Origin of the sequence: Phenylobacterium sp., assembly GCF_016793285.1 — a bacterium.
Lineage (GTDB): Bacteria > Pseudomonadota > Alphaproteobacteria > Caulobacterales > Caulobacteraceae > Phenylobacterium.
Map to the genome: position 1 here is coordinate 1 of NZ_JAEUMO010000095.1, position 25,084 is coordinate 25,084.

Annotated in this window: 23 protein-coding genes, 1 tRNA gene and 1 riboswitch; of the genes, 14 read left to right on the forward strand and 10 right to left on the reverse strand. The window is 69.6% G+C overall.

Annotated elements, in window-relative coordinates; all coding sequences use genetic code 11:
* The 3 genes from JNL41_RS09795 to JNL41_RS09805 all read left to right on the forward strand — a co-directional run.
* Window positions 1-646: AAA family ATPase (locus tag JNL41_RS09795; RefSeq protein ID WP_293474438.1), on the forward strand; the 646-nt coding region annotated here is incomplete at its 5' end.
* Window positions 647-754: 108 nt separating this feature from the next.
* Window positions 755-2,197 (forward strand): amidohydrolase family protein, encoded by a 1,443-nt coding sequence (locus JNL41_RS09800; protein ID WP_293474440.1) that lies wholly within the window; start codon window positions 755-757, stop codon window positions 2,195-2,197.
* Window positions 2,198-2,237: 40 nt separating this feature from the next.
* Window positions 2,238-2,624, forward strand: coding sequence for a VOC family protein (locus tag JNL41_RS09805; RefSeq protein WP_293474442.1), 387 nt, complete (start codon window positions 2,238-2,240; stop codon window positions 2,622-2,624).
* A gap of 59 nt (window positions 2,625-2,683) precedes the next feature.
* Here the strand turns inward: JNL41_RS09805 and JNL41_RS09810 are convergent, their stop codons facing one another.
* The gene (locus JNL41_RS09810) at window positions 2,684-3,466 is read right to left on the reverse strand and encodes a methyltransferase (protein WP_293474444.1); all 783 of its coding nucleotides are present in this window, start codon (window positions 3,464-3,466) and stop codon (window positions 2,684-2,686) included.
* A 352-nt stretch (window positions 3,467-3,818) separates the two neighbouring features.
* On the opposite strand from JNL41_RS09810, the gene lon reads away from it, so the two are divergent.
* The 11 genes from lon to JNL41_RS09865 all read left to right on the forward strand — a co-directional run bounded on the left by lon (window position 3,819) and on the right by JNL41_RS09865 (window position 14,371).
* Window positions 3,819-6,215 carry an endopeptidase La gene (gene lon / locus JNL41_RS09815; RefSeq protein ID WP_293474446.1) on the forward strand — a complete coding sequence of 799 codons (2,397 nt, stop codon included), beginning with the start codon at window positions 3,819-3,821 and terminating at the stop codon, window positions 6,213-6,215.
* A gap of 236 nt (window positions 6,216-6,451) precedes the next feature.
* Entirely contained in the window at window positions 6,452-6,727 is a 276-nt protein-coding gene (locus JNL41_RS09820) for an HU family DNA-binding protein (protein ID WP_293474448.1), read from the forward strand.
* An 86-nt stretch (window positions 6,728-6,813) separates the two neighbouring features.
* A riboswitch (yybP-ykoY riboswitch) is annotated at window positions 6,814-6,919 on the forward strand.
* A gap of 93 nt (window positions 6,920-7,012) precedes the next feature.
* Window positions 7,013-7,594, forward strand: a complete 582-nt coding sequence (locus JNL41_RS09825) for a TMEM165/GDT1 family protein (RefSeq protein WP_293474450.1) — start codon at window positions 7,013-7,015, stop codon at window positions 7,592-7,594.
* 25 nt (window positions 7,595-7,619) lie between these two features.
* Entirely contained in the window at window positions 7,620-9,008 is a 1,389-nt protein-coding gene (locus JNL41_RS09830; protein ID WP_293474452.1) for a peptide MFS transporter, read from the forward strand.
* Between the two features lie 50 nt (window positions 9,009-9,058).
* Window positions 9,059-9,135 (forward strand) — tRNA-Val (locus JNL41_RS09835).
* Between the two features lie 84 nt (window positions 9,136-9,219).
* Window positions 9,220-9,420 carry a hypothetical protein gene (locus tag JNL41_RS09840; RefSeq protein ID WP_293474454.1) on the forward strand — a complete coding sequence of 67 codons (201 nt, stop codon included), beginning with the start codon at window positions 9,220-9,222 and terminating at the stop codon, window positions 9,418-9,420.
* Entirely contained in the window at window positions 9,417-10,307 is an 891-nt protein-coding gene (locus JNL41_RS09845; protein WP_293474456.1) for an SPFH domain-containing protein, read from the forward strand. Before JNL41_RS09840 ends, JNL41_RS09845 begins: the two co-directional genes overlap by 4 nt.
* A gap of 6 nt (window positions 10,308-10,313) precedes the next feature.
* Window positions 10,314-10,502 (forward strand): hypothetical protein, encoded by a 189-nt coding sequence (locus tag JNL41_RS09850; protein WP_293474458.1) that lies wholly within the window; start codon window positions 10,314-10,316, stop codon window positions 10,500-10,502.
* A 1-nt stretch (window position 10,503) separates the two neighbouring features.
* The gene (locus JNL41_RS09855) at window positions 10,504-11,454 is read left to right on the forward strand and encodes an alpha/beta hydrolase (RefSeq protein ID WP_293474460.1); all 951 of its coding nucleotides are present in this window, start codon (window positions 10,504-10,506) and stop codon (window positions 11,452-11,454) included.
* The gene (locus JNL41_RS09860) at window positions 11,454-12,365 is read left to right on the forward strand and encodes an aldo/keto reductase (protein WP_293474462.1); all 912 of its coding nucleotides are present in this window, start codon (window positions 11,454-11,456) and stop codon (window positions 12,363-12,365) included. The genes JNL41_RS09855 and JNL41_RS09860 overlap by 1 nt, the downstream gene beginning before the upstream one ends.
* 83 nt (window positions 12,366-12,448) lie before the next feature.
* Complete coding sequence (locus JNL41_RS09865; protein WP_293474464.1) at window positions 12,449-14,371, forward strand: NAD(P)/FAD-dependent oxidoreductase; 1,923 nt, start codon at window positions 12,449-12,451, stop codon at window positions 14,369-14,371.
* 57 nt (window positions 14,372-14,428) lie between these two features.
* Here JNL41_RS09865 and JNL41_RS09870 read toward each other — a convergent pair whose 3' ends face one another.
* The 9 genes from JNL41_RS09870 to lptF form a co-directional block, all read right to left on the reverse strand.
* Window positions 14,429-15,439 carry a DUF2891 domain-containing protein gene (locus JNL41_RS09870; protein ID WP_293474466.1) on the reverse strand — a complete coding sequence of 337 codons (1,011 nt, stop codon included), beginning with the start codon at window positions 15,437-15,439 and terminating at the stop codon, window positions 14,429-14,431.
* Window positions 15,423-16,373, reverse strand: coding sequence for a DUF979 domain-containing protein (locus JNL41_RS09875; RefSeq protein WP_293474468.1), 951 nt, complete (start codon window positions 16,371-16,373; stop codon window positions 15,423-15,425). The genes JNL41_RS09870 and JNL41_RS09875 overlap by 17 nt, the downstream gene beginning before the upstream one ends.
* Window positions 16,370-17,038 (reverse strand): DUF969 domain-containing protein, encoded by a 669-nt coding sequence (locus tag JNL41_RS09880; RefSeq protein ID WP_293474470.1) that lies wholly within the window; start codon window positions 17,036-17,038, stop codon window positions 16,370-16,372. Before JNL41_RS09880 ends, JNL41_RS09875 begins: the two co-directional genes overlap by 4 nt.
* A 14-nt stretch (window positions 17,039-17,052) precedes the next feature.
* Window positions 17,053-17,925 carry a 16S rRNA (adenine(1518)-N(6)/adenine(1519)-N(6))-dimethyltransferase RsmA gene (gene rsmA / locus JNL41_RS09885; RefSeq protein ID WP_293474472.1) on the reverse strand — a complete coding sequence of 291 codons (873 nt, stop codon included), beginning with the start codon at window positions 17,923-17,925 and terminating at the stop codon, window positions 17,053-17,055.
* Entirely contained in the window at window positions 17,922-18,926 is a 1,005-nt protein-coding gene (gene pdxA / locus JNL41_RS09890; RefSeq protein WP_293474474.1) for a 4-hydroxythreonine-4-phosphate dehydrogenase PdxA, read from the reverse strand. Before pdxA ends, rsmA begins: the two co-directional genes overlap by 4 nt.
* 10 nt (window positions 18,927-18,936) lie before the next feature.
* Window positions 18,937-20,307: a peptidylprolyl isomerase gene (locus tag JNL41_RS09895; protein WP_293474476.1), complete on the reverse strand. Its 1,371-nt coding sequence runs from the start codon at window positions 20,305-20,307 to the stop codon at window positions 18,937-18,939.
* 45 nt (window positions 20,308-20,352) lie between these two features.
* A complete protein-coding gene (locus JNL41_RS09900; protein WP_293474478.1) occupies window positions 20,353-22,638 on the reverse strand; it encodes an LPS-assembly protein LptD in 2,286 nt (761 codons plus the stop codon).
* 128 nt (window positions 22,639-22,766) lie between these two features.
* Window positions 22,767-23,864: an LPS export ABC transporter permease LptG gene (lptG, locus tag JNL41_RS09905; RefSeq protein ID WP_293474480.1), complete on the reverse strand. Its 1,098-nt coding sequence runs from the start codon at window positions 23,862-23,864 to the stop codon at window positions 22,767-22,769.
* Complete coding sequence (gene lptF, locus JNL41_RS09910) at window positions 23,861-24,997, reverse strand: LPS export ABC transporter permease LptF (protein ID WP_293474481.1); 1,137 nt, start codon at window positions 24,995-24,997, stop codon at window positions 23,861-23,863. The genes lptG and lptF overlap by 4 nt, the downstream gene beginning before the upstream one ends.
* Between the last annotated feature and the right edge of the window lie 87 nt (window positions 24,998-25,084).

The window sequence follows — 25,084 nt, forward strand, 5'->3', positions numbered from 1 at the left end:
GCAGCAGGCGCTGCTGAAGATCATGGAGGGCACCGTCGCCTCCGTGCCGCCGCAGGGCGGGCGCAAGCATCCGCAGCAGGAGTTCCTGCAGGTCGACACGACCAACATCCTGTTCATCTGCGGCGGCGCCTTCGCGGGCCTGGAGAAGATCATCTCGGCGCGCGGCCAGGGCACCAGCGTCGGCTTCGGCGCCAAGGTGGCCGATCCGGACGAGCGCCGCACGGGCGAGATCTTCCGCCAGGTGGAGCCGGACGACCTGCTCCGCTTCGGCCTGATTCCGGAATTCATCGGCCGCCTGCCGGTGATCGCGACGCTGGACGACCTGGACGAAAAGGCCCTGGTGAAGATCCTCACCGAGCCCAAGAACGCCTTCGTGAAGCAGTACGCCCGCCTGTTCGAGATGGAGAACGTGGGCCTCACCTTCACCGACGACGCGCTGATGGCGGTGGCCCGCAAAGCCATCCAGCGCAAGACCGGCGCGCGCGGGCTGCGCTCGATCCTCGAGGGCGTGCTGCTCGACACCATGTACGAGCTGCCGACCTACGACGGCGTCGAAGAGGTCGTCGTGAACCAGGAAGTGATCGAAGGCCGTGCGCAGCCGCTGATCATCTACGCCGAGCGCCGCGACAAGGGCGGCGCGGCCTGAGCCCCACGGCGACATCGAATCGATGAGGCCCCGCAAGCGATTGCGGGGCCTTTTTCGTGCGCGGGAGCTGAGGCGGCGCTAACACGGACCTTCGCCCGAGGAGTTCCCATGCGCCGCATCCTGCCCGTCGTCTCCGCGGCCGCCGCGCTTGCCTGGACCGCCCCGGCGCCCGCGGCCCAGCCGGTCGACCTCCTGATCCGCCACGCCAGCGTCATCGACGTCCATACCGGCAAGATCGCCCGCGAACAGGTGGTCGCCATCCGCGGCGGCGACATCGTCTCCGTCGGCCCCGACAGCGGGGCCAAGGCCTTCGCCGCGCGCCAGACCGTCGACGCCACGGGCCGCTTCGTGATGCCGGGCCTCTGGGACATGCACGTCCACTTCGGCGGCGGCCCCGAGCTGATCCAGGAGAACCGGGACCTCCTGCCGCTCTACCTGGCCCACGGCATCACCAGCATCCGCGACTGCGCGGGGGATCTGGCCGACGACGTCCTGGCCTGGCGCGACGAGATCCGCTCCGGCGCGCTGCCGGGGCCGACGCTCTACACCTCGGGACCGAAGCTGGAGGGCTACAAGCCGATCTGGAAGGGCGTGCTGGAGGTCGGGACCGAGGCCGAGGTCGACGCCGCCCTCGACAGGCTGCAGGGCCTGAAGGTCGATTTCGTGAAGATCACCGACAACACGCTGAAGCCCGAGCTCTTCCTCTATGCCGTGCGCCAGGCGACGAAGCGCGGCCTGCGCACCTCGGCCCACATTCCGGCCGCCGTCACCGTGGAGCAGGCGAGCGAAGCGGGCCTCACCTCGATCGAGCACATGAGCTATGCGCTGCGCCCCGGCTCGCCGCAGGAGGCGGCGCTGGCCGCCGACGTCGCCGCCGGGCGGATCGCGCCCGCCGAGGCCACGGCCCGCACGCTCGCCGCCTTCGACCCCGCCGTCGCCAGGGCCGCCTACCGCGGCTTCGCGGCCAAGGGCACGATGATCACGCCCACGCTCAACGGCTCCAAGGCGACCGCCTACCTCGACCAGGACGACCACAGGCACGACGCCTACCTGGCCTACATCGGCCCCGGCCTGAAGAAGACCTACGAATGGCGCGTCGAACGCGCCGCCAAGGACGACGCCGCGGCCATCGCGCGCCGCCACCGGACCTACGAGAAGGCCGCCGACCTGCTTCCGCTGCTGCGCGACGCCGGCATGACGATCATCGCAGGAACCGACGCCGGATTCCTGAATTCGTTCAACTATCCCGGAATCGGCCTGCACGACGAGATGGCCATCTTCGTGGCGCATGGGCTGACGCCGCTCCAGACGCTCCAGGCCGCCACCCTGGCCGGCCCGAAGTACTTCGGCGTCTCCGACCGCTACGGCGCCGTGGCCGCGGGCAAGGCGGCCGACATCCTGATCCTCGACCGCAACCCGGTGCAGGACATCTCGGCCACCCGCACGGTCCGCGGCGTCGTCCTGCGCGGCCGCTACTTCGACCGCGCGGCGCTGGACGCGATGCTGGCCGAAGCCAGGGCCAAGGTCGCCCGCGCCGAGGGCCGTAGCTGAACCGCTGGCGGGATCGCGCCGGACGGCCCACATTGGCTGCATGGCGCTGATCACCGGCCTCGACCACATCAACATCCGCACCGCCGACCTCGCGGGGACCAAGGCGTTCCTGATCGACGTGCTGGGCCTGGTCGAGGGCTGGCGTCCGCCGTTCCCGTTCCCGGGCGCATGGCTCTACGCCGGCGGCAAGGACGTGGTGCATCTGGTGGAGGTCGAGACGCCCGCCGCCGAGAGCGCCGGGTCCTCGCTGGACCATTTCGCCTTCGACATCGCCGACTACGACGAGGCGCTGGTCCGCGTGCGGACGTCGGGCATGAAGTTCCGCGCGGTCGACACGCCCGGGACGACCGTGAAGCAGATCTTCGTCCGCGAACCCGCCGGCGTGACCATAGAGCTCAACTGGAAGGGCGATCGCCCGAAGGGGTGAACGATATCCTCCCTCCGCTCATCCCCGCGCATGCGCGGGGATGAGCGATGTGGGTGGAGCTACTTCGGCTTCCGGAACTTCAGGACGAACTGGTCGGTCCTGCCGCGGATCGTCTTGTCGAAGACGTCGGACGTGCGCGGATCGGCCGGGTTGGCCAGGAGGTCGCTCTCGCCCTCCAGCACGAAACCGGCGGCGGTGACCTGCTGCTTCACGGTCGCCACGTCGATCCGGTGCAGGGTGTCGGTCTCCGTCATGCCCGTGCCCGGCCGCCCGGCGTGGTCGACGATCACGAAGAGGCCGCCCGGCTTCAGGGCCTTGAACACCGCCGCGTTCAGCACGGCCGGGTCGACCTTGCCCATGAAGGGGTCGGGATAGTCGTGGTAGTTCTGCGAGGTGAAGACGAGGTCCACGGCCTCGGGGGCTGCGAACGCCTTCGCCGGCTGGGTCAGGACCGTGACGTTGGTGAACGGCGGCGCAGCGGCCATCTTGCGCATCACCTGCGAGTCGGGCTGCGAGACCTTGTCGTACTCGTCGGGCCACAGCGCGTAGACCTTGCCCTCGGGACCCACGGTCAGGCTGAACAGCCGCGTGAAGTAGCCCGCGCCCGGGATCAGATCGACCACCTTCTGGCCCGGCTTCACCTCGGCGAAGGCCACCAGTTCCGGGCCCTTGCGCTGGACGTCCTTGGCGACGTCGGCGGCGCGCGCCGGATTGCCCGCCGCGTCCGGGAGCGTCGCCGCGGCCGGGGCGGCGGCGGCGTCTGCAGACTTCGCCGGGGGCTCGGACCGGGCGCAGCCGGCCGCCACGGCCGCGACGGCGAGGGGGATGAGAAGGCGGCGCATCGGCCAAGTCTCCGGATCGTTTCGGCGGCCCCAGGCTAAGGCGCGTCGTGGCCGCGTCGACAGACTTGAGACGAACGGACGTTGTTCCTATCTAGACGGCCGTGTCCGGGGCATGGCGTTGCGCGCGATCCCGGCGTCCTCCCGCTCAAGCTGGATCATCAGAGGCGATAGGACGCAGTGTCGCGCACGGGTCTTGCGGCGCTTGAAAGGCGTTGGAAACCGTCCACATAAATCATCGACAACGCCGCCGGGGTCCGGCGGACGGGTCGTCCGACTCAAGCGCATCGTTTGAGTGACCGCGATCCGACAGGCGAGGCTGCCACTGATGGGGTCCGCCAGGAGTTAGAGCATCATGTCAGAGATCAAGATCCTGCCGATTCTGCCTTTGCGGGACATCGTGGTCTTCCCGCATCAACCGGTGCCGCTCTTCGTGGGCCGGGAGAAGTCCGTGCGCGCGCTCGAAGAGGCGATGCGCGGTGAAGGCAAGCAAATCCTGCTGGCGACGCAGAAGGACAAGGACGACGACGATCCGTCGCCGGGCGCCATCTACGACGTCGGCGTCGTGGCCACCATCCTGCAGCTCCTGAAGCTTCCCGACGGCACCGTGAAGGTGCTGGTCGAGGGCAAGGCGCGCGCGGGCATCACCCGCTTCACCGGCCGCGAAGACTACTACGAAGCCGAGATCGCGATGGTCCAGGAAGACGGCGTCGGGTCCCCCGAAGCCGAGGCCCTGTCGCGCGCGGTCGTCGAGCAGTTCGAGAACTACGTCAAACTGAACAAGAAGGTCCCGCCCGAGGCGCTGGCCGCGATCCCGCAGATCGACAACCCCTCGGAACTGGCCGACCGCATCGCCGGCCACCTCAGCGTCAAGATCGCCGAGAAGCAGCAGCTTCTGGAGGTCTTCAACGTCGTGAAGCGCCTGGAGAAGGTCTACGCCCTGATGGAGGGCGAGATCTCGGTCATGCAGACCGAGAAGAAGATCCGCAACCGCGTGAAGCGGCAGATGGAGAAGACCCAGCGCGAGTACTACCTGAACGAACAGATGAAGGCGATCCAGCGCGAGCTGGGCGAACAGGACGACCATCGCGACGAGCTGATCGAGCTCGAGAAGCGCATCAAGAAGACCAAGCTCTCCAAGGAAGCCCGCACCAAGGCCGAGGCGGAGCTGAAGAAGCTGCGCAACATGAGCCCGATGTCGGCCGAGAGCACGGTCGTGCGGAACTACCTCGACTGGCTGCTCTCGATCCCGTGGGGCAAGGCCAAGCAGAAGCCCATCGACCTGCAGAAGGCCGAGGACATCCTGAACGAGGACCACTACGGCCTCGAGAAGGTGAAGGAGCGGATCCTGGAGTACCTGGCGGTGCAGAGCCGCGTGGGCACGCTCAAGGGCCCGATCCTGTGCCTCGTCGGCCCGCCCGGCGTCGGCAAGACCTCGCTGGGCAAGTCGATCGCCAAGGCCACCAGCCGCGAGTTCGTCCGGGTCTCCCTGGGCGGCGTGCGCGACGAGGCCGAGATCCGGGGCCACCGCCGCACCTACATCGGCTCGATGCCCGGCAAGGTCATCCAGTCGATGAAGAAGGCGAAGACCACCAACGCGTTCTTCCTGCTCGACGAGATCGACAAGATGGGCGCGGACTGGCGCGGCGACCCGAGCTCGGCGCTGCTCGAGGTGCTGGATCCGGCGCAGAACTCGACGTTCGGCGACCACTACCTGGAAGTCGACTACGACCTGTCGCCGGTGATGTTCGTGACCACCGCGAACTCGCTCAACATGCCCCAGCCCCTGCTGGACCGCATGGAGATCATCCGCATCCCCGGCTACACCGAGGACGAGAAGGTTCAGATCGCCATCCGGCACATCCTGCCGAAGCTCACCAAGGACCACGGCCTGAAGCCGGAGGAGTTCGTGGTGCCCGAGGAGTCGATCCGCAGCCTGATCCGCTACTACACGCGGGAGGCCGGGGTCCGGAACCTCGAGCGCGAGCTGGGCAACCTGGCGCGCAAGACCGTCCGTGACCTGATGCGCGAGAAGCTCATCTCGATCACGGTCGACGAGGCGCGGCTCGAGAAGTACGCCGGCGTCAAGAAGTACCGCTACGGTGAGACCGACAAGGAAGACGCCGTCGGCATCATCACGGGCCTGGCCTACACCGACTTCGGCGGCGACATCCTGACGATCGAAGCGGTGAAGATGCCCGGCAAGGGGCGCATGTCCATCACGGGCAACCTGAAGGACGTGATGAAGGAGTCGATCTCGGCGGCGAACAGCTACGTCCGCAGCCGGGCCACCAAGTTCGGCATCGAGCCGCCGATGTTCGAGCGCACCGACGTTCACATCCACGTGCCCGACGGCGCGACCCCGAAGGACGGCCCGTCGGCCGGCGCCGCGATGGCCACCGCCATCGTCTCGGTGCTGACCGGCATCCCGATCCGGGCCGACATCGCCATGACCGGCGAGGTCACCCTGCGCGGGCGGGTCACCGCCATCGGCGGCCTGAAGGAAAAGCTCCTGGCGGCCCTGCGCTCGGGCGTGAAGACCGTTCTGATCCCCGAGGAGAACGAGAAGGACCTCGCCGACATCCCGGAGAACGTGAAGTCGGGCATGGAGATCATCCCCGTCAGCACGATGGACGAGGTGCTGGCCCGGGCGCTCACGCGCCAGCCGGTTCCGATCGAATGGAAGGAAGTGGAGCCCGTCGCCGTGGCGCCCGTCGAAGACGACGCGTCCGATCAGGTGGGCATCCACTAGCGCGCTGCGGCGAACAGCATACCGGTTCGCCGGAAACGCTGACTTCGAAGGAGAGGTATCCGCCCGGGGTTTCGGCGGAGCCGATCAAATTCTGTATCAGGCGGGCGGCGCAGGAGAGATCCTGCGCCGCATCCGTTTGACGGCCACGCTCACTCGGGCCTAATTCGAACAAGGCGTAGGGGGACGCGGCCCAGATTCCCCACGCCAAAAAAAGAGTGGGCTGGGAGAAAACACACATGACGAAAGCCGAACTCGTATCGGCTATGGCCGACCGTGCCGGTCTCAACAAGGCGCAGGCCAAGGAAGCGCTGGACGCATTCATCGCTTCCGTGTCGACAACCCTGAAGGCCGGCGACGAAGTCCGGCTGGTGGGCTTCGGCAGCTTCGTGCCGGTTCAGCGGGCGGCCGGCACCGCCCGAAATCCCCGCACTGGCGAGAAGGTGAAACGCCCCGCCAGCCAGACCTGCCGCTTCAAGGTGGGCGATGCGCTGAAGAGCACGCTGAACAACTGACGCGCTTCATCGAGAAAAGATGAAAGGGCGGCCGTACGCGACGGCCGCCCTTTTCATTTGCGTCGCGGGGCCGTGGCGGGCTAGGGCAGGGCGGTCTTCGGGGAGTAGCCGTCCGCACGACAGCGGAGCCCGCGTCAACAGACTTGCATCCTCGGATGCATGGCGCGGGCGGCGGACCTTTCGGGTCCGGATCGGCGAGACCGGCGATGCGGCCTCCTTAGCCTGCGGGCGCGGCGGAGGGCCTGCGTCGTCGTCGTCTCTGCCGCGTCCCGAACGGGTGTCACCTTGGAAGCCTTCCTCGTCTCCGCCGGCCTCGTCGCCATCGCCGAAATCGGCGACAAGACCCAGCTCCTGGCCATCATGCTGGCGGCGCGGTTTCGCCGGCCGGTCCCGATCATCCTGGGCATCCTCGCCGCCACGCTGGCCAACCACGGCCTGGCCGCCGGCCTCGGCGTGCTCATCGCGCAGTGGCTGACCGGCCCGCTGTTCCAGGCCGTCGTGGGCCTCGGCTTCATCGTCATGGCCGCCTGGGCGCTGATCCCGGACAAGGAGGACGAGGGCGCGGCCGCCGCCAGCGCCGGCGGCGTGTTCCTGACCACGCTGGTGGCGTTCTTCCTCGTGGAGATCGGCGACAAGACCCAGATCGCCACCACCCTGCTGGCGGCGCGCTTCCACGAGCTTCTCCTCGTCACCGCCGGCACCACCTTCGGGATGATGCTGGCCAACGTCCCGGCCGTGCTGCTGGGGGAAGCGGCCACCAGGGTCGTGCCGCTGCGCTACGTCCGGATCGGCGCAGCCGTCGTCTTCGCCCTGATCGGGGCGTCGGTTCTGGTCGCGGCCTTCCTCAAGCCAGGTTTTTCCTTCTAAGGTCCCGCGGGGTTTGGAGATTCCTATGACCGCAGCGACCGTCAGAGACGGCGATACCGCCTTCCTGGGGCATCCGAAGGCGCTGGGCTACCTCGCCTTCACCGAGGCCTGGGAGCGGTTCTCGTACTACGGCATGAACACGCTGCTGGCCCTCTACATGGTCAATCAGTTGCTGTTGCCCGGCCATGTCGAGAACGTCGTCGGCCTGCCGGTCCTGCAGGGGATCCTCGAACGCGGCGGGGCGCTGACGCCGCAGGCGCTGGCGGTGGCCATCGCCGGGCTCTACGGCGCCTGCGTCTACCTGACGCCGCTCTTGGGCGGCCTGCTGGCGGACTGGCTGCTGGGCCGGACGCCCACAGTCATCCTCGGCGCGCTGCTGATGGCCACCGGACACTTCCTGATGGCCTTCGAGCAGCCGTTCCTGCTGGCGCTGCTCTGCCTGATGCTGGGCTCGGGCTGCTTCAAGGGCAACATCGCCAGCCAGGTCGGCGGCCTCTATCCCGAGGGCGACACGCGCCGGGCCGACGCCTTCCAGATCTTCTACCTGGCGATCAACGCCGGGGTGATCGTGGCGCCGCTCGTCGTGGCGCGCCTGGCCCACGGCGTCGGCTGGCACTGGGGCTTCGGGGCCGCCGGGGTCGGGATGCTGATCTCGATCGTCATCTACCTGTCGGGCCGCCGCCTCTTCCCGTCCGACCCGCCGCTGCGCAAGCGCGGCGAGATGAAGGTCGATCGCCCGGCGATGGTGCGCAGCGACTGGGAACGCGTGTTCCTGCTGGCCCTGATGGTGCCGCTGCTCGCCGCCTCGGTCCTGGGCAACCAGCAGATCTTCGTCACCTACCTGGTGTGGGCCGAGAAGAGCGTCGACCTGCAGATGTTCGGCGTGACGTTCCTGGCCGAGGACCTGGTCTCGGCCGACGCCTTCGTGTCGGTCGGCTGCCTCGCCGGCATGGTGGTGTTCTGGCGGGTCTGGGCCAAGCGGTTCAAGGAGCCCGACGAGTTCGGCAAGATCGCCATCGGCTGCCTGTTCGGCGCGGCCGGCGTCGCCTGCCTCGGGCTCGGCGCGATGCTCACGCCCGAGGGCGGCAAGGTCTCGGTCTGGTGGCTGCTGGCGTTCCACCTGCTGAACGACATCGGCTTCGCCAACGTGCTGCCGGTCAGCCTGGCCCTGTTCGCGCGGGCCGCGCCGCGGGCGATCGCGGGCTCGGTGATCGGCATCTACTACCTGTTCCTCTTCGCCGGGAACGCGACGGCCGGCTGGCTGGGCACCAAGCTGGAAAGCATGGGCTCGGTGAACTTCTGGCTGATGCATGGCGCCATCGTCGCCGTCGCGGGCCTCGTGATCTTCGCCATCGGCCCGCTGTTCCGCCGCGTCCTGAACGCCCAGCCCGCCCCCCAGCCGGCGACGGCCTGAGGCGGCGGGCCTAGCGGCGCGACCGCAGGATGGACTAGAACCGCCGCGATGGGCGGCTAGCTCAGTTGGTCAGAGCACCTCGTTTACACCGAGGGGGTCGGGGGTTCGAGCCCCTCGCCGCCCACCAATCTCCGTAACCCAGGCCAGTTCCGCCGCATTGCCAAGCTCGCGAAAAGTGATATCACTTTGATAGCGAGACGCGGAGGGCTGGATGAGAGACGCCGACGACAAGCCGCTGAGCGCCCTGGTGGCCCAGGGCTGGGAGGTGATCGGGTTCACCTCGGCGCGTGATCCCTCGTGGGGGACGCATGCGCATCACGTGCTGCTGCGCCGCCAGCGCGCGCACAAGGTTCTGAGCATCCGGGCCAAGGCCATCGGGTCGGGCCACGTGGTCAAGGAGATCGACCTATGAGCGAGCGCACGATCAACCGGACGCAGGAGCGTTCCGGCGGCGGCGTGAACGGCGTCCTGCCGCTGCTCGTGTTTCTCTTCCTCGGCGGGCTGGCGTTCTACGGGCTCGGACTGGGCTTCAGGATCCACCAGGGCGCGCTGATCCTGGGCTCGGTGCTGTCGCTGGCGACCGTGCTGCTGCTGCTCACGGGCCTCTATACCGTGCAGCCGAACCAGGGCGTCGCGATCACCCTCTTCGGCGACTACAAGGGCACCGACCGGCGGCCCGGCCTGCGCTGGGTGCTGTTCTGGTACGGCCGCAAGAAGATCAGCCTGCGGGTCCGCAACGTCACCTCGGAAACGCTGAAGGTGAACGACCGGCGCGGCAATCCGATCGAGATCGCCGCCAACGTGGTCTGGCGCGTGGGCGATTCGGCGCAGGCGCTGTTCGACGTGGACGAGTACGCGGCCTTCGTGAACATCCAGATCGAGACGGGCCTGCGCGAGGTGGCGCGCCAGTACGCCTACGACCATGCCGAGGACGGCGAGCACACCCTGCGCGACGACGCCGAGATCGTGGGCGAGAAGCTGAAGGCAGACCTGTCGAACCGCGTCGCGGTGGCCGGGATCGTCGTGGACGAGGCCCACCTGATGCACCTGGCCTACGCGCCCGAGATCGCCGGCGCGATGCTGCGGCGCCAGCAGGCGGAGGCCAGCATCGCGGCGCGCCAGAAGATCGTGATCGGCGCCGTCAGCATGGTCGAGCAGGCCCTGGAGCAGCTCGGCGAGCGCGAGGTGGTCACCCTGGACGAGGAGCGCAAGGCCGCCATGGTCTCGAACCTCCTGGTGGTGCTGTGCGCCGACCGTGAGGCCCAGCCCGTCGTGAACACCGGCACGCTCTACGGCTAGGGTCGCGTGGCTTCGCCGGGAAAGCGCGCCTTCCTGTTCCGGGCGGCGCCCGAGGTGCTCACCGCGGTCGAGCGGCTGGCCGCCTCGGAACTGCGCAGCGTCAACGCGCAGATGGAGGTGCTGGTGCGCGAGGCGCTGGCCCGCCGCGGCGTGGTCGTGCGCGCGCCGGCCAAGGGCGGCAAGGGCGAGGGGTGACTTGCCCGCGGCCCGCGAATGGGCCGATGTGGCGCGGATGAAGCCGGAGACGACGCGTGATCCGTCCGAGAGGCGCCGCCGGTGGGCCGCGGTCCTGGCCGCCATGACCGCGATGGTCTCGGGGCCGGCGGGCGCCGGGCCGGCGACGGTCCAGGCGTACATGGCACAGGCGCAGGCGCCGCCCGACGCGCGCATCCCCTATGGAGCGGCGCAGGCCCAGGTGGTCGAGCTTTTCCGGCCGAAGGGCCAAGGGCCGTTCCCGGTCGTCGTCCTGATCCACGGCGGCTGCTTCCTGGCCGAGTACGAGGGGCTGAAGCAGACCAGCGGCCTTGCCGCCGACCTCGCCGCTCGCGGCTACGCCGTCTGGAATGTCGAATACCGCAGGCTGGGCGAGGCGGGCGCCGGCTACCCCGGGACGTTCGAGGACGTCGCCACCGCGGTCGATCGCATCCGGACCGAGGCGGCGACCTACGGCCTCGATCCGAGCCGCGTCGTGGCGGTCGGTCACTCGGCGGGCGGGCACCTGGCGCTGTGGGCGGCGTCGCGGGCGAAGCTGCCCAGGACCAGCCCGCTGTGGCGCGCCGATCCGCTGCCGATCGAAGGCGTCGTCAGCCTGGGCGGCATCGGCGACCTCTACACGCACGCCGGGGTCTTCTCGGGGGCCTGCGGGCCGACACTGGTCCGGGTCGCGCCGCCCAGGACCTACGGCGAGACCTCGCCCGCCGCGCTGCTGCCGACCGGCGTGCCCGTGACCATGATCCACGGCGAGTTCGACCATGTGATGCCGCCCGACACCGGCCGGGCCTACGCGGCGCAGGTCCGCGCCGCGGGCGACAGGGCCGAGGCGATCGAGATCGAGGGCGCGGGGCACTTCGACCCGGTCATGCCGACGAGCGAGGCCTGGAAAACGGTCGTGGTCCCGGCCATCGTCCGCGCCTTCGGCGCGCGCTGATGCGCCGGCGCCCGCTCGGCCGCACGGGCCTCGAGGTCTCCGAACTCGGCTTCGGCTGCGCGAGCTGGTGGGGCAAGCCGCGGTTCGAGGAGCGCGCGGCGCTGGGGCTCGTCCACGAGGCCATCGACCTCGGGATCACCCTGTTCGACACCGGCGCCAGCTACTCCGCCGGCGAGGCGGAACCGCGCCTGGGGCGGGCGCTGAAGGGCCGCGACGCGTCGGACCTTGTCGTCGCGACCAAGGCCGGCACCTTCCACGCCGGCGGCGGCCGCATCGGCCGCGACATGACCCCGGCCGCCGTCGTCGCCAGCGCCGAGCGCAGCCTGCGCAATCTCGGCCTCGAGAGCCTGGGCCTCCTGCAACTGCATGGTCCGTCCGCCGCCGAGCTGAACGACGACATGCTGGCGGCGCTGGAGAGCCTGAAGGCGCGGGGCCTCGCCCGCGCCGTCGGCCTGAACAGTTTCGACCCCGCCGTCATCGACCAGGCCCTCGGCCTCTCGGCCATCGACGTCGTCATGGTCGACTACAACGTCCTGCGGCCCGAGCGCGAGCCGCTGATCGCGCGCGCCGCGGCGGCCGGGAAGGGCGTCCTGGCCGGCATGCCGCTCGCCATGGGCCACACGCGCCCGCTGCTTGCGCGGCTGAAGGGGCCGCGGGACCTCTGGTACGCCGCCCGGGCGCTCGCGAACCATCGCGGCGAACTCGCCCGCGGACGCCGCTTCCGCTTCCTGCACGAACTGCCCGACATGACCGGCTCGCAGGCCGCGCTGGCCTACGTCCTCGCCGATCCGCAGGTCAGCGCCGCGGTCTTCGGCGCCACACGAGCCGAACATCTGCGCGAGAACGCCGCCGCATCCGGCCTGGCGCCCGCCGCCGGACTCATGGCCCGCATCCGCGCCGCGCAGGCCTGACGTCACGTGAGGACTTCCGCTCCCCCGCCGCGGGGGGCATTCTCCGCGGATAACGGAACAACGATAAGTTAGGGCAGGAGCGTATGCCGGAGACCGTCGCGCAGATCGAAGAGATCCTGAAGGACGCCCACCTCCCGGCGCTGATGTGCGCCATGGTCCAGATGACGGGCGACGCCGACTGGCTGAGGCCGGAGTGGACGCCGGTCTACAACCCGCTCTCCCGCGGCGACACCGGCATCCCGGAGGACGAGCAGGCGAAGATCCGCCGGCGCGCCGCCGAGGCGATCCACGCCCATCTCGCCGGCCAGCCGCTGGCCCAGCCGGCGCCGCCCACCGAGACCATCCGCAGGCAGATGGACTTCGTCGCCGGCGCGGAGATCCCCGAGCAGTACGTCGACTTCCTCGTCGACGAGCTGGTGCTGAAGGGCCGCAGCTCCAAGGACCCGCACTTCGAGACGCCGAAGCTGCAGGACGCGGCGCGTCGGCTGAAGGTGCTGGTCGTCGGCGCCGGCATGTCGGGTCTGCTGACCGGCATCCGCCTGGCCCAGGCCGGCGTTCCCTTCGAGATCGTCGACAAGAACGCCGACGTCGGCGGCACCTGGTTCGAGAACACCTACCCGGGCTGCCGGGTCGACAACTCGAACCACATGTACAGCTACTCGTTCGAGCCCAACCACGCCTGGCCGCAGCACTTCTCGCCCCAGCCGGTCCTGCTGGAGTACTTCCGCGGCATCGCCAGGAAGTACGACCTGAAGAAGCACATCCGCTTCGAGACGCTGGTCGAGACCGTGGCGTGGGACGAGGCCAGGAGCGTCTGGCGCGCCACGCTGAGGGGCAAGGACGGCAAGACCGAAGTGGTCGAGGCGAACGCCGTCGTGACGGCCGTGGGCCAGCTCAACCGGCCGCGTTTCCCCGACATCGAGGGCATGGGCAGCTTCGAGGGCCCGGCCTTCCATTCGGCCGAATGGCGCCACGACGTCGACCTGAAAGGCAAGCGCGTCGTCGTGATCGGCACCGGCGCCTCGGCCTACCAGTTCGTGCCCGAAATCGCGCCGGACGTCGCGAAGCTCACCGTCTTCCAGCGCAACCCGCCCTGGGGATTGCCCGTGCCGCACTACCACGAGGACGTGCCCGAGGGCATGAAGTGGACGCTCGAGCACGTGCCTTACTACGACAAGTGGTATCGCTTCTGGCTGTTCTGGATGACCACCGAGGGCTTCCTGCCGATGGTCAAGTCGGACCCGCTGTGGAACGGCGGCCCCGGCGCGGTCAGCGAAATGAACGCGGGGCTGCGCGACATGGCCGTCGCCAGCTTCGCCGCCCAGCTCGCGGAGCGGCCCGACCTCCTGCCGAAGGTCACCCCCGACTATCCCGTGGGCGGCAAGCGCGCGGTGCTCGACAACGGCGTCTGGCTGGCCGCGCTCAAGCGCGACAATGTCGAACTGGTCACGGAGAAGGTCGCGCGGATCACGCCGAAAGGCGTCGTCACGGCCGACGGCCAGGAATATGAAGCCGACGTGCTGATCTACGGCACGGGCTTCCAGGCCTCGAACTTCCTCTCGTTCCTGAAGATCAAGGGCCGCGGCGGCCAGGACCTGCACGAGGCCTGGGGCGGCGACGCGAAGGCCTACCTGGGCATCACCCACCCGGGCTTTCCGAACCTCTTCACGATCTACGGGCCGAACACGAACATCGTCGTGAACGGCTCGATCATCTTCTTCTCCGAGTGCGCCGTCCGCTACATCGTGGGCGCGCTGAAGCTGCTGGCCGAGACCGGCTCGGCGACGATGGAGCCGAAGCAGGCCGTCTACGACGACTTCAACAAGCGGGTCGACGAGGCCAACGCCGGCTGGGCCTGGGGCTCGCCGCACGTGTCGAGCTGGTACAAGAACCAGTTCGGCCGCGTCAGCCAGAACTGGCCCTTCGGCCTGATCGACTACTGGAAGGCCACCCTGGAGCCGAACCCGGGCGACTTCACGCTCGAGAAAGCCAGGGAAGTCGCCTGAATACGACCCCAGCCTCGCTCATCCTCGCGCACGGGGGGATGAGCGTGGAGGTGACGGCTATCCCGCCAGCAGCGCCAGCAGCGCGAACGACGCCAGCCAGTGCTCGCCCATGTAGTCGCCGGCGACGTGGGGCAGGGCGGCGGCGAGGTGCGCGCGGGCCGCGTCCTGCACGATCGGCCGCGCCGGATCGTCCGAGTCCAGTTCGGCGGCGATCTCCCGCCAGCACCAGGCGCGCGAGAGGTTCAGGCCGTCGAGGTGGGCGATCTTGCCGTCGGAGCGGTCGGTAGGCCGCGCGGGGGTGAACAGGCTGGCGGGCTGGCGCTCGGCGAGCCTCGGCAGGTAGGCGGCGAGCCACCTGCGGAACTCGGGCGGGGGGAGCAGCCGGCGCAGGCACTCGGCCGTCATCAGCGTGGCCGACAGGAAGTCGTCCAGCGACGGCTCCCACGCCTGGGCGTCGCGATCCTCCGCGTGCCAGCTCAGCGCCCGGTCGTGGAACAGCTTCAGCAGCGCGTCGTCGCCGCTCGCTCGCGCGTAGTCGGAGGCCAGCGCGAGGGCGAAGGCCGTCGAGGAATGGACGCCGCTGCGGATGGGGTAGGCGGCGATGGGCAGGAAGTCGCGGAAGCGCCGGGCGAACACGTCGGCGAGCGGCTGGTGCGTGGCGGCCCAGGGCGCATCGTGCGCCAGCAACTCGGCCTGCAGCTTCAGCAGCCATGCCCAGCCGTAGGGGCGCTCGAAGCCGCGCGAGGCGGGGCGGGCGGCGTAGGCCGTCTCGGCGGACACGTTCGCCGCGGTGAAGCTCGCGTCGAACAGGGCGCGGATCGCGCCGGCCTCGGGGATCTCCGGATACAGCCGCAGCACCGTCGCCAGGGTCCAGTAGCCGTGGACGCAGGAATGCCAGTCGAAGCTGCCGAAGTAGATCGGGTGCTGCTGGCGCGGGCTCTTCACGTCGGCCGGCCCGGTCAGGACCGTGTCCATCTTGTTCGGATACTCGCGGCCGACGTGGCCCAGCGCGATGCGGGCGAACTGCGAGGCCAGTTCCGGGGTCAGCCGGTCAGAAGGCGAGGACATACATCAGCACCACATTCGCCACGAGCAGCGGCAGCGCCGTCGGGATCTGCGCCTTGATCACCGCACAGCGGTCGGGAAGCTCCAGCAGCGCCGCCGGCACCAGGTTGAAGTTGGCCGCGAGCGGGGTCATCAGCGTTCCGCAGAAGCCCGAGAGCATGCCGATGGAGGCCACCACGGCCGGGTCGCCGCCGAACTGCTTCATCAGGATCGGCAGCCCGATGCCCGCGGTCATCACCGGGAAGGCGGCGAAGGCGTTGCCCATGATGATCGTGAAGCCCGCCATGCCGAGACAGTAGACCGCCACGGCGGTCAGCCGCGCGTCCATCGGGATGTAGCCGGTCACGAGTTGGCCGATCAGGTCGCCGACGCCGGCCAGCGCGAACACCGCCCCCAGCGCAGCCAGCATCTGCGGCAGCAGCGCCGCCCAGCCGACCGTGTCCATCAGGCGGCGGCCTTCCTGCAGCGGGCTCATCGGCGGCTGGCGCAGCAGGATCAGGCCGGTGACGGTGGCCACGACCGCCGCCAGCGCCAGCGAGATCAGCGTCGCCTGCTTGGGATCGAGCAGCGGGCCGCCCGCGAGTTCGATCGGCTTCAGCACCAGGACGCCGAAGATCACCACCACCGGCAGCACCAGCGCCGGAATGAACAGCCTGCCGCCGAACCGCTCGGCCAGGGCCTGGCGCTCCTCCGCCGACGTGGTGGCCGGTTGCCCGCGTCCCAGAAGCCCGAACCCGGCGATCAGCGCCAGGCCCAGGACCAGCACGCCGTTGCCGAGGTCGCCCAGCACGTCGCCGGCCAGGAAGCTGGTCGCCACCAGCCCCCAGAACACCGCGTTGCCGAGGCGCTTGCCGTTCGCCCGATCCATCGCGCTCAGCACGGCGAACGCGGCGAAGACGAGCCCCGCCAGGACGTAGACGACGCCGATCCTGATCATGCGACCGCCCTCCGCCGCCGGCCGCGGTCGAAGAGCAGCAGCCGGGCCGCGTGCAGCAAGAAGGCGACGATCGCGGTGGGGATCGCCCACAGCGACAGGTGGATCGGGTCGATGGTGATCCCGGCCGTGGCCAGGAAGCCCACCATCAGCAGGATGGAGCCGATGGCGACGAAGATGTCCTCGCCGAAGAACAGGCCCACGTTGTCGGTGGCCGCCGCCATGGCCTTCACCCGCTGGCGCTCGTCGTCGTCCAGCGTCCCGCCGTGGCTCTCGACCGCGCCCTCGGCCATGGGCGCGACGATCGGGCGGATGCTCTGGGTCTGGCCGGCGATGGAGGTCAGCCCCAGCGCCGACGTGCCTTGCCGGAACAGCAGGTAGACGATCAGCAGCGGGCCCACCGAGACGCCCCTGAGGCGCAGCATCAGCTTGCGCGCCTGTTCCTGGATGCCGGCCCGCTCGACCACGCCCACCATCGGCAGGACGAGGTAGGCCACCGTGATGAGGCGGCTGTCGTTGAACGCCTTGCCGAACGCCTCCAGCACCGCGACCGGCGTCATCCCGGCGGCGAGGCCCGTGACGAACGCGGCGATCACGACCACCAGCAGCGGGTTCAGCCGCACGGCGAAACCGACCACCACCGCGGCGACGCCCAGAAGGGTCAGCATCGAGCGTCCTTCATTCAGTCCTTCACTCCGCTGAGCGGCATTGGGTACGGATCCTGGGAAGCGGACCTGCCTGCAAGCCACGCGTCGGCGAGCGCGAGGAAGCCGTCGACGGAGATCACCTCGGCGCGGGCCGTAGGATCGAGTCCGGCGGCGGCGATCAGCTCTTCGCCGCCCATCGGCTTCAGGCTGGAGCGCAGCATCTTGCGCCGCTGGCCGAAGGCGGCGGCGGTGATGCGCTGGAGCGCCTCGAGGCGCTCCGGCGCGGGCCGGTCGGCGCGGGGCTCCAGTCGCACGACCGCGGAGTCGACCTTCGGCGGCGGTGTGAAGGCGCGGGCGGGGGCGTCCAGCACACGCCGCGCCGCGCAGGTCGCCTGCACGATCACGCCCAGCCGCCCGTAGGCGGCCCCGCCGGGCCCCTCGGTGATACGGTCCGCCACCTCGCGCTGGAACATCAGCGTCAGCGAGGCCGGCGTCCACGGCCCCGTCAGCCACTTGATGAGGAGCGGCGTGCCGACGTTGTAGGGCAGGTTCGAGACGAGGTGCGCCGGCCGGCCGGCGGCGATCTGCGCCTCGTCGGCCTTCAGGGCGTCGCCGAACATCAGCGTCAGGTTCGGCGCGGCGTCGGCCACCTCCTGCAGGAGGGGCCGGAACCGCTCGTCCTTCTCGACGGCGGTGACCTTCGCGCCGGTCTCCAGCAGCGCGCGGGTCAGGCCGCCGGGCCCCGGTCCGACCTCGATGACATGGTCGCCTTCGCCGACCTCCGCCAGCCGGGCGATCTTGCGGGTGACGTTGAGGTCGAGCAGGAAGTGCTGGCCGAACGCCTTCTTCGCCCAGAGGCCGTGCGCCTCCAGCGCCTCGCGCAGGCTGGGGAGGGCCTCCAGGCTCACGCGCGGCGCCGGGCGATCTCGTCCGCGAGCCGGATGGCCGCGATCAGGCTGTCGGCGCGCGCGATGCCGCGGCCGGCGATGTCGAAGGCGGTGCCGTGGTCGGGCGAGGTGCGCACGACGGGCAGGCCGAGCGTCACGTTCACGCCGCCCCAGAAGTCGAGCATCTTCACCGGGATCAGCGCCTGGTCGTGATAGAGGCAGAGCGCCGCGTCGTAGGTCGCCCGCACCTCCTGCGGGAACAGCGTGTCGGACGGGTAGGGGCCCCTGGCGTCGACGCCGAGGTTCTTCAGCGCCCGGATCGCCGGCTGCACGATCTCAACCTCTTCGCGGCCGATGGCGCCCGACTCGCCCGCGTGCGGGTTCAGGCCCGCCACCGCGAGCCTGGGCTGCGCGATGCCGAAATCGCGCCGCAGCGCCTGGGCGGTCACGAGGCCGGCGTTGACCACCGCCTCGATGGAAAGCTTGCCCGCCACCTTCGCCAGCGGCTCATGCACCGTGACCAGCGTCACCCGCAGGTCGGCCGCGGTCAGCATCATGATCGGGCCGCGCGCCCCGTCGTAGGCGGTCGCCGCGGTCAGCTCGCCGAGGAACTCGGTATGACCGGGAAACCTGAAGCCCGCCTCGTAGAGCGGCGCCTTGGCGATCGGGGCGGTCACGACCCCGGCCACCGTCCGCGAGAGCGCCAGCCCCACGGCCGTCTCGATCCACTGGACGATGCTGCCGGCGGCGCCGGGCGACGGCCGCCCCGCCACGACGGGCGCCTTCAGCGGCAGGTCCAGGACGGGGATGGCTCCGCCGAAGTCCGCGCGCACGTCCTCGGGGGAGGAGATCTTCCGCACCAGGCTCGCCGCCGACGTCGGCGCCGAGGCGATCGCCGCGGCGTCGCCGACCACGAAGAAGGCCGGCCCCGTGTCCTTCAGGGCCCGCCACGCCTTGACGACGATCTCGGGGCCGATGCCGGCCGGGTCGCCGAGGGAGAGCGCGAGGGGCCCCAAGGTCACAAGGCCCGCGTCACTTCTGCTCGATGGTCGCCGAGTTGCGCAGGTCGCGCATGTAGCGTCGCGCGATCATGCTGAGCTGCTGACCGCGGAGGCGACGCTCGATCTGCTCCTTGTCCATCTGGCCGCCGCCGGCGGCGCGGCGCGCGCAGACGGCCACCAGGTGCAGGCCCGCGCTGGTGCGGATGGGGTCGGAGATCTCGCCCACCTGCAGCTTCTCGGCCGCCTCGCGGAACTGCGGGGCGAGGTCGCTGACCTCGGCCTCGCCGAGGTCGCCCGCCACGACGCCCGGAACCTTGCCGGCCGTGGCCTCGAGGGTGGCGCAGTCCTTGATCTGCGGCTTCAGGGCCACGAGCTTGGTCCGCGCCGCGGCCTCGTCGTCGGCGCTCGCACCCTGGGCCAGCGGCACGGCCGCCTGCTTCAGGTTCACCAGGGTCGAGGTCCCGCCGGCGCGCTTTTCCTTCAGGTAGAGGATGTAGACGCCGTCCTTCACCTGGATCGGCTGCGACAACTGGCCGGGGCGCATCTGTTCCAGCACGCCGGCCACCTCGGCGGGCACCTCGCCGGGGCTGACCCAGCCGGCGTCGCCGCCCGTCGCCGCCGTCGGCAGCGACGAGAACTGCCGGGCCACCGCCGGGAAGGGCGCGCCCTGCTGCATCTGGGAGACGAGCTGCTGGGCGCCGGCCATCGCCTGCTGCATGCCGCCCACGCGATTGGCGTCGATCAGCACCTCGGCGATGTTGTATTGCGGCTTGGAGGCCTGGGCGCTCATCAGGGCCTGGGTGGCGGCGATCTGGTCGTCGCCGACCCGCAGGCGCGAGCCGTAGCGGCCCTGGATCCAGCGGCCCCAACTGATGTTGGCGCGGATCTGCTGCTTCAGGGTCTCGGCGTTGATGCCGCGCGAGGTCAGGTAGCCCAGGAACTGCTGGCGGCTCATGTTGTTGCCCTGAGCCATGCCGTCGATTTCTTCGTTCACCTCGTCTTCGTCGGCGAGGATGTCGATCTTCTGCTCCTTCTCGACACGGCGCAGCTCCTGGAACTGCAGCCGCTCGTCGACCAGCGAGACCAGCGCCTCGTGCTGGAACTGGGGCAGGTTCTCCTGGGTGGGCTGGATCCCCGAGGTGGCGATCAGCAGGCGCATGCGCTGCGCCAGGTCGTAGGTCGAGATGATGTCGTCGTTCACCACGGCGGCGACCGACTCGGAAAGCCCGGTCGGCGGCGGCGCGGACGGCAGGCGCGTGCCCTCGGGGGGCGCCGTGCCCACGGGGCCCTCGGGCTGCTGCGCCCCGGCCGGAACCGCGGCCCCCAGGAAGACGAGGGGAACGGCGAGCGCGCAGGCGAACGCGGTGTTCCGCGCCGTCGAGCCCGTCAGATAACGCATCATGGACGAGAGTCTCTTCCTTCGTGGGACCGCACAACGATCCCCATATTACCTGCCATTGAATGACCCGCCCAATGTGGCGAGCGTTAGGCGCACGGAGACCGACTCACTCGGTAGCAGACGGCCGATGATCGTGTCTTCGCGGCGATAGATCACATCCACCCGCAGGCAGTCGTCCCGATAGAACACGCCCACGTCGCGGATGACCCAGCTATCCTGCTTCAGGTCGCGGTTGCCGTAGAAGCTGACGCCGTAGTTCTTCGCCAGATAGACCTCGCCGCCGAGATCCAGGTTCTCGCGCTTCGTGCCGTTGATGTCGAAGTCGTCGGTCAGATAGCGGACGAAGCCCGAGCCGTACTTGTTCGCCGCGTTCAGGCCCGCTTCGAGGCGGTGGATGTCGAGGGTGTCGTTGTCCAGCCGCGCCCGGGCGAAGACGCTGAGGCCGCGGACCGGCTGTGCGTCGGCCGCGACGATCCAGTCCGACGCCTTGGTGCGCAGACCCGAGCGGTTGGTGAAGACCGCGTTCGCCTCGGTGCGGAAGCTGCGCCCGACCAGGAAGTTGGCGCGCCGCCCGTCGTCCCACATCACGCTGGCGCGGCCGGCGAGGTTGAACCGCACCCCGTCCTCGTAGAGGTCGTAGCCGGGGAACTTGTTCGGACGGAAGAGGGTGGTCTCGTCGAACTCGAAGGCGACGGAATCCTCGTTCAGGTAGATCGGGTCGCCCGCCGCGGTGCGCCCGATCACCACCTGCCTGGCGTTGGGCGAGGCGGCGACCTGCGCCACGGGCTCGACGATGATCGTCGCGTCGCCGGTGCGCTTGAAGAAGGGATAGCTGAAGTCGATCCCGGCGGTGGCGAGGCCCCGGGTCATCTCGTCCTTGCGGGTGCTGGATCCGACGCCCGTCAGGATGTCCTGGATACGATAGGCGTCGGCACGCGCCGTGAGGAACGGCGAGAAACGCATGCCGTTGGCCGCGGTGAACGAGCGGCGCCAGTCGACCTCGCCGGTCACGCGGGCGCTGTCGAGGCCCGGCAGGCGCTGGGTCAGGTCGGTCTGCGACTGCTCGCGGCTGAGCACCACGGCGCTGGTGTGGACGCGCAGGCGGCCGCCCGCGAGCGTCTGCGCCGGCTCGTAGTGTCCCTCGATCAGCGGGCCGATCACCGGGAACACGCGGTCGTTCTCGCCCGACGCGAAGCCGGTCACCGGGTCGATGGCGCCCGGGCGCAGACCCTGGATCGTCATGGCGGCGACCGAGAAGTACGAGCGCTCGTCCTGGCGGATGGAATAGAGTTGGCTGATCAGCCGCCGGTCGTCGGCGATGTAGGGGCCGCGGCTGATGTAGACCTTGCCGACCTCGTACTTGTCGAAGATCAGATCGTCCGAGGCGCGCTCGGCGGTGAAGCCCCAGAGCCACTTCTCGTCGATCTGGAACGCGCCGCGGCCGAGAATGTAGCTGCGGTCGGTCGAGGTGCCGCGCAGCTCGTTGCCCTTGCCGTCGAAGTCGCGGGCGTGGGTGTAGCCGAAGCGGACGTCCACATCGCCCGAGTAGAAGCGCTTGCGGACCTCGCCGTTCAGGAAGGGCGCGATCTTCGAGTTGATCTGCGGGCTGACGATCAGGTCGGCCGACGGGGAGATCGCCCAGTAGTACGGCTGTTCGTAGGAGACGCCGCGGCGGTCGGAAACCGACGCCTTGGGCACCAGGAAGCCCGATGTCCGCTCGGCGTCCGGGTCGGCGTGCCAGAACACCGGCAGGTAGATCGTCGAGACGCCGAACAGTTTGAAGCGCGCGTTGCGGTAGTAGACGATCCGCCGCTTCTTGTCGCGAACCACCCGCTCGGCCGCGATCGACCAGGTCGGCGTCTTCGGGCTGCCGTCCTTCGCGCAGATCTCGCAGGGCGTGTAGATCGCCTTGTTGAGCTCCTGGATGTTCTCGTTGCGCTTGGCGGCGCTGGCCGCGGCGATCTTCACGTTCTCCTGCAGCCGGGCCGAGAAGCCGAGCGCCACGCCGGCCTTCATCTCGTCGTCCAGCACGATCTCGTCGGCGTACTCGGTCGACCCGTCGGTCTCCACGATGACGATGTGGCCGTAGCCGCGGATGATCCCGCTCTTGTCGTCGTAGACCAGCTTGTCGGCGCGCAGCGTGCGGCCGTTGTAGCGGACTTCGATGTTCCCGTTGGCGGTCGTCAGGCCCTTCTCGTCCTCACGGACGACCTCGTCGGCCTCCATGTACATTTCGTCTTTCTGGAGCCCGTCCGCGCTGGGCTTGGCCGGCGCCTGCGGGGCCTGGGCGTGCGCGCCGCAGGCCCAGAGCAGGGCGACGGCGGCGCCCGCCATGAGGGCGCGCTTGCCTGCCGATCGCGGCATACGCCGACGCGATACCATCAACCCTCTCGATCCCCAGTGCGGCGCCCGGCGGCGTCATTGTTGCAGGCCTGCGATGCATAGCTCCGCGGCCAAACGATTCAACCGTCTTCGGTGTAGCAAAGCAGGGTCACCCCTGCGAGCAGCGCGACGACCGCAGGGGCCCAGGCGGCGGCGAACAGCGGGATGATGTCGGCCTTGGCCAGCGCCCCCGCGAACTGGTTGAAGAAGAACATCACGAAGCCCAGGGCGACGCCGGCCCCGGCCAGCCCCGCGAGGCCGCCCAGGCGGGCCAGGCGCAGCGAGAAGGCGGCGGCCAGGATCGACATGGCGGCGAAGAGCAGGGGGGTCGCCAGGAGCTGCTGGAACCGCAGGCGGTAGCCGTTGGCCGAGAAGCCGGCCTGCTCGGTCAGTTGGATCGCCTTGGGCAGCCGCCAGAAGGCGATCGCCTCCGGCGAGGCCAGGCGCTCCATCGCCGCCTCCTCGTCGAGCGTCGAGCGGATGGACAGCGTGTCGGAGCGGATCGACGAATCGCCGGCCGTCGCCTCGCGCACGTTCTTCAGCCGCCAGTAGCCCGGTTGCAGCGTCGCCTCGCCCGCCTCGAGCCTGCGCCGGAATTCCGGCTGACCGCGCTCGTTCTTCTCGTAGATGAACAGCGAGACGCCCTTCAGGGTGACCGTGCCGCGCTTCACGTCGCGGTCCCGGGCGTGGATGACGATCTGGGTCTTCTCGTCGCCCTGGCGCAGCCAGATGTCCTTGGGCTGGTCGCCCAGGTAGTTCTCCATCAGCCGCGCGCGCTGCAGCTCGAACTGCGCGTTCAGCGCCGCGGACAGCGGGTTCAACCCGCCCACGGCCAGGATCCCCAGCACGAACGCCCCGGCCGCCGACGGCAGGATGAACCGCCAGGCCGACACGCCCGCCGCGCGCATCGCCACCAGCTCGCTGCGGCGGTTCAGCGCCACGAACGCGCCGATGCCGCCGAACAGGAAGCAGAACGGCAGGAGGATCTGGATGATCGAAGGGACGCGCAGCAGGGTCAGCTCGAAGATCTGGTCCGCGCCCACGTCCGCGCGGGTGCCCACCTGACTGGTCAGTTCCACGAACTGGATCAGCAGGATCACCGAGGAGATGATCGCCAGCGCGCCGGTGACCCCGAGCAGCATGTAGCTCAGCACGTAGCGCTCGATCCGGCCGATCATGCGCGGGCCTCGGTGAGGCGCAGCGAGGTCTTGGTGATGTCGATGTAGCGGTTGACCTTCTGGCGGAAGATCTGCGCCAGGGCGGCCCAGGTGGTCACGATCGGCACGGCGTACTGCAGCACGTTGAGCCAGGCGTTCTCCTCGCAGGCCGCCTGCACCTGGAAGCCGATCAGGCGCACGGCGGCGGCGATGGCCCCCATCATCACGATCCGCCGCCCGTATCCCAGGCGCGAGAAGCCGCCGCCGATGATGGCGTTCAGCGCCAGCGCCATGAAGGCGATGTTGTAGAGCGGCGAGGCGATCCGCGCGTTGCCCTCGGCCAGCAGGTCCAGGCGGTTCCGCCGCTCCCAGTCCTGCTGCAGATCGGGGAAGAACAGCTCGTGCAGGTAGCGATCCGAGGGCTTGTAGTGGATGAGCTCGTCCGAGCGGGCCAGCGGCTCCAGGTCGAAGATGTACTCGTCGAACGTCAGGTAGTTGAGCACGCTGCGGCTCGACAGCTCCTGGTTCGAGCCGTTCTTCATGAACAGGACGGGCCGCCCCTGGGCGCGGCCGACGCGGCCCTGCTCGGCGGTGTAGGTGCTGGTGGCGCCGTCCGGCTTCACCTGGTGGATGAAGAGGTTGCGCAGGTTGCCCTGCCCGTCGACGCTCTGGGCGTAGACGGTGAGGCCGGGCGTGGGCTCGGTGAACTCGCCCTCGCGGACCAGGGTGGCGGCGAGGTCCGTCCGCACCTGGAACAGTTCCTGGCGAAGGGTCCGGAACGACGCCGGCTGGATGAAGATGTTCATCAGCAGCGCCAGGAAGGCGACGGTGGCCGCCAGCCGCATGGCCGGGCTGATCACCCGCCAGCGGCTCATCCCGCCGGCGAAGCAGACGACGATCTCCTGCTCGGTATGCAGCCGGTTCAGCGCCACCAGCGCAGCCACGAACACCGCGATCGGAAGGATCAGGTTGATGAGCTGCGGCATGTAGAGCAGCGTCACCTTCAGGAACACCAGCGCGCTCTGGCGCTGGTTCACGATCAGGTCGAGGCCGGCGAGGCTCTGCGAAAGCAGCGCGACCGATGTCAGGGCCAGGGTGGTCAGGACCACCGGCCCCGTGAGCTGGCGCAGAAGATAGCGGTCGATCAGGCGCATTCTCTGAAAATCGGATAGCCCGGAGAATTAGCTGCGCCCCAGCGGCGGACCTGTTCTAAACCATGCGTCGCTTCGCCAGACAACCTG

Coding starts and splice junctions, on each gene's coding strand:
- JNL41_RS09800 (WP_293474440.1), top strand. CDS start 755: ATGCGCCGCATCCTGCCCGTCGTCTCCGCGGCCGCCGCGCTTGCCTGG.
- JNL41_RS09805 (WP_293474442.1), top strand. CDS start 2,238: ATGGCGCTGATCACCGGCCTCGACCACATCAACATCCGCACCGCCGAC.
- JNL41_RS09810 (WP_293474444.1), bottom strand. CDS start 3,466: ATGCGCCGCCTTCTCATCCCCCTCGCCGTCGCGGCCGTGGCGGCCGGC.
- lon (WP_293474446.1), top strand. CDS start 3,819: ATGTCAGAGATCAAGATCCTGCCGATTCTGCCTTTGCGGGACATCGTG.
- JNL41_RS09820 (WP_293474448.1), top strand. CDS start 6,452: ATGACGAAAGCCGAACTCGTATCGGCTATGGCCGACCGTGCCGGTCTC.
- JNL41_RS09830 (WP_293474452.1), top strand. CDS start 7,620: ATGACCGCAGCGACCGTCAGAGACGGCGATACCGCCTTCCTGGGGCAT.
- JNL41_RS09840 (WP_293474454.1), top strand. CDS start 9,220: ATGAGAGACGCCGACGACAAGCCGCTGAGCGCCCTGGTGGCCCAGGGC.
- JNL41_RS09845 (WP_293474456.1), top strand. CDS start 9,417: ATGAGCGAGCGCACGATCAACCGGACGCAGGAGCGTTCCGGCGGCGGC.
- JNL41_RS09860 (WP_293474462.1), top strand. CDS start 11,454: ATGCGCCGGCGCCCGCTCGGCCGCACGGGCCTCGAGGTCTCCGAACTC.
- JNL41_RS09865 (WP_293474464.1), top strand. CDS start 12,449: ATGCCGGAGACCGTCGCGCAGATCGAAGAGATCCTGAAGGACGCCCAC.
- JNL41_RS09870 (WP_293474466.1), bottom strand. CDS start 15,439: ATGTCCTCGCCTTCTGACCGGCTGACCCCGGAACTGGCCTCGCAGTTC.
- JNL41_RS09875 (WP_293474468.1), bottom strand. CDS start 16,373: ATGATCAGGATCGGCGTCGTCTACGTCCTGGCGGGGCTCGTCTTCGCC.
- JNL41_RS09880 (WP_293474470.1), bottom strand. CDS start 17,038: ATGCTGACCCTTCTGGGCGTCGCCGCGGTGGTGGTCGGTTTCGCCGTG.
- JNL41_RS09895 (WP_293474476.1), bottom strand. CDS start 20,307: ATGATGCGTTATCTGACGGGCTCGACGGCGCGGAACACCGCGTTCGCC.
- JNL41_RS09900 (WP_293474478.1), bottom strand. CDS start 22,638: ATGGCGGGCGCCGCCGTCGCCCTGCTCTGGGCCTGCGGCGCGCACGCC.
- lptG (WP_293474480.1), bottom strand. CDS start 23,864: ATGATCGGCCGGATCGAGCGCTACGTGCTGAGCTACATGCTGCTCGGG.
- lptF (WP_293474481.1), bottom strand. CDS start 24,997: ATGCGCCTGATCGACCGCTATCTTCTGCGCCAGCTCACGGGGCCGGTG.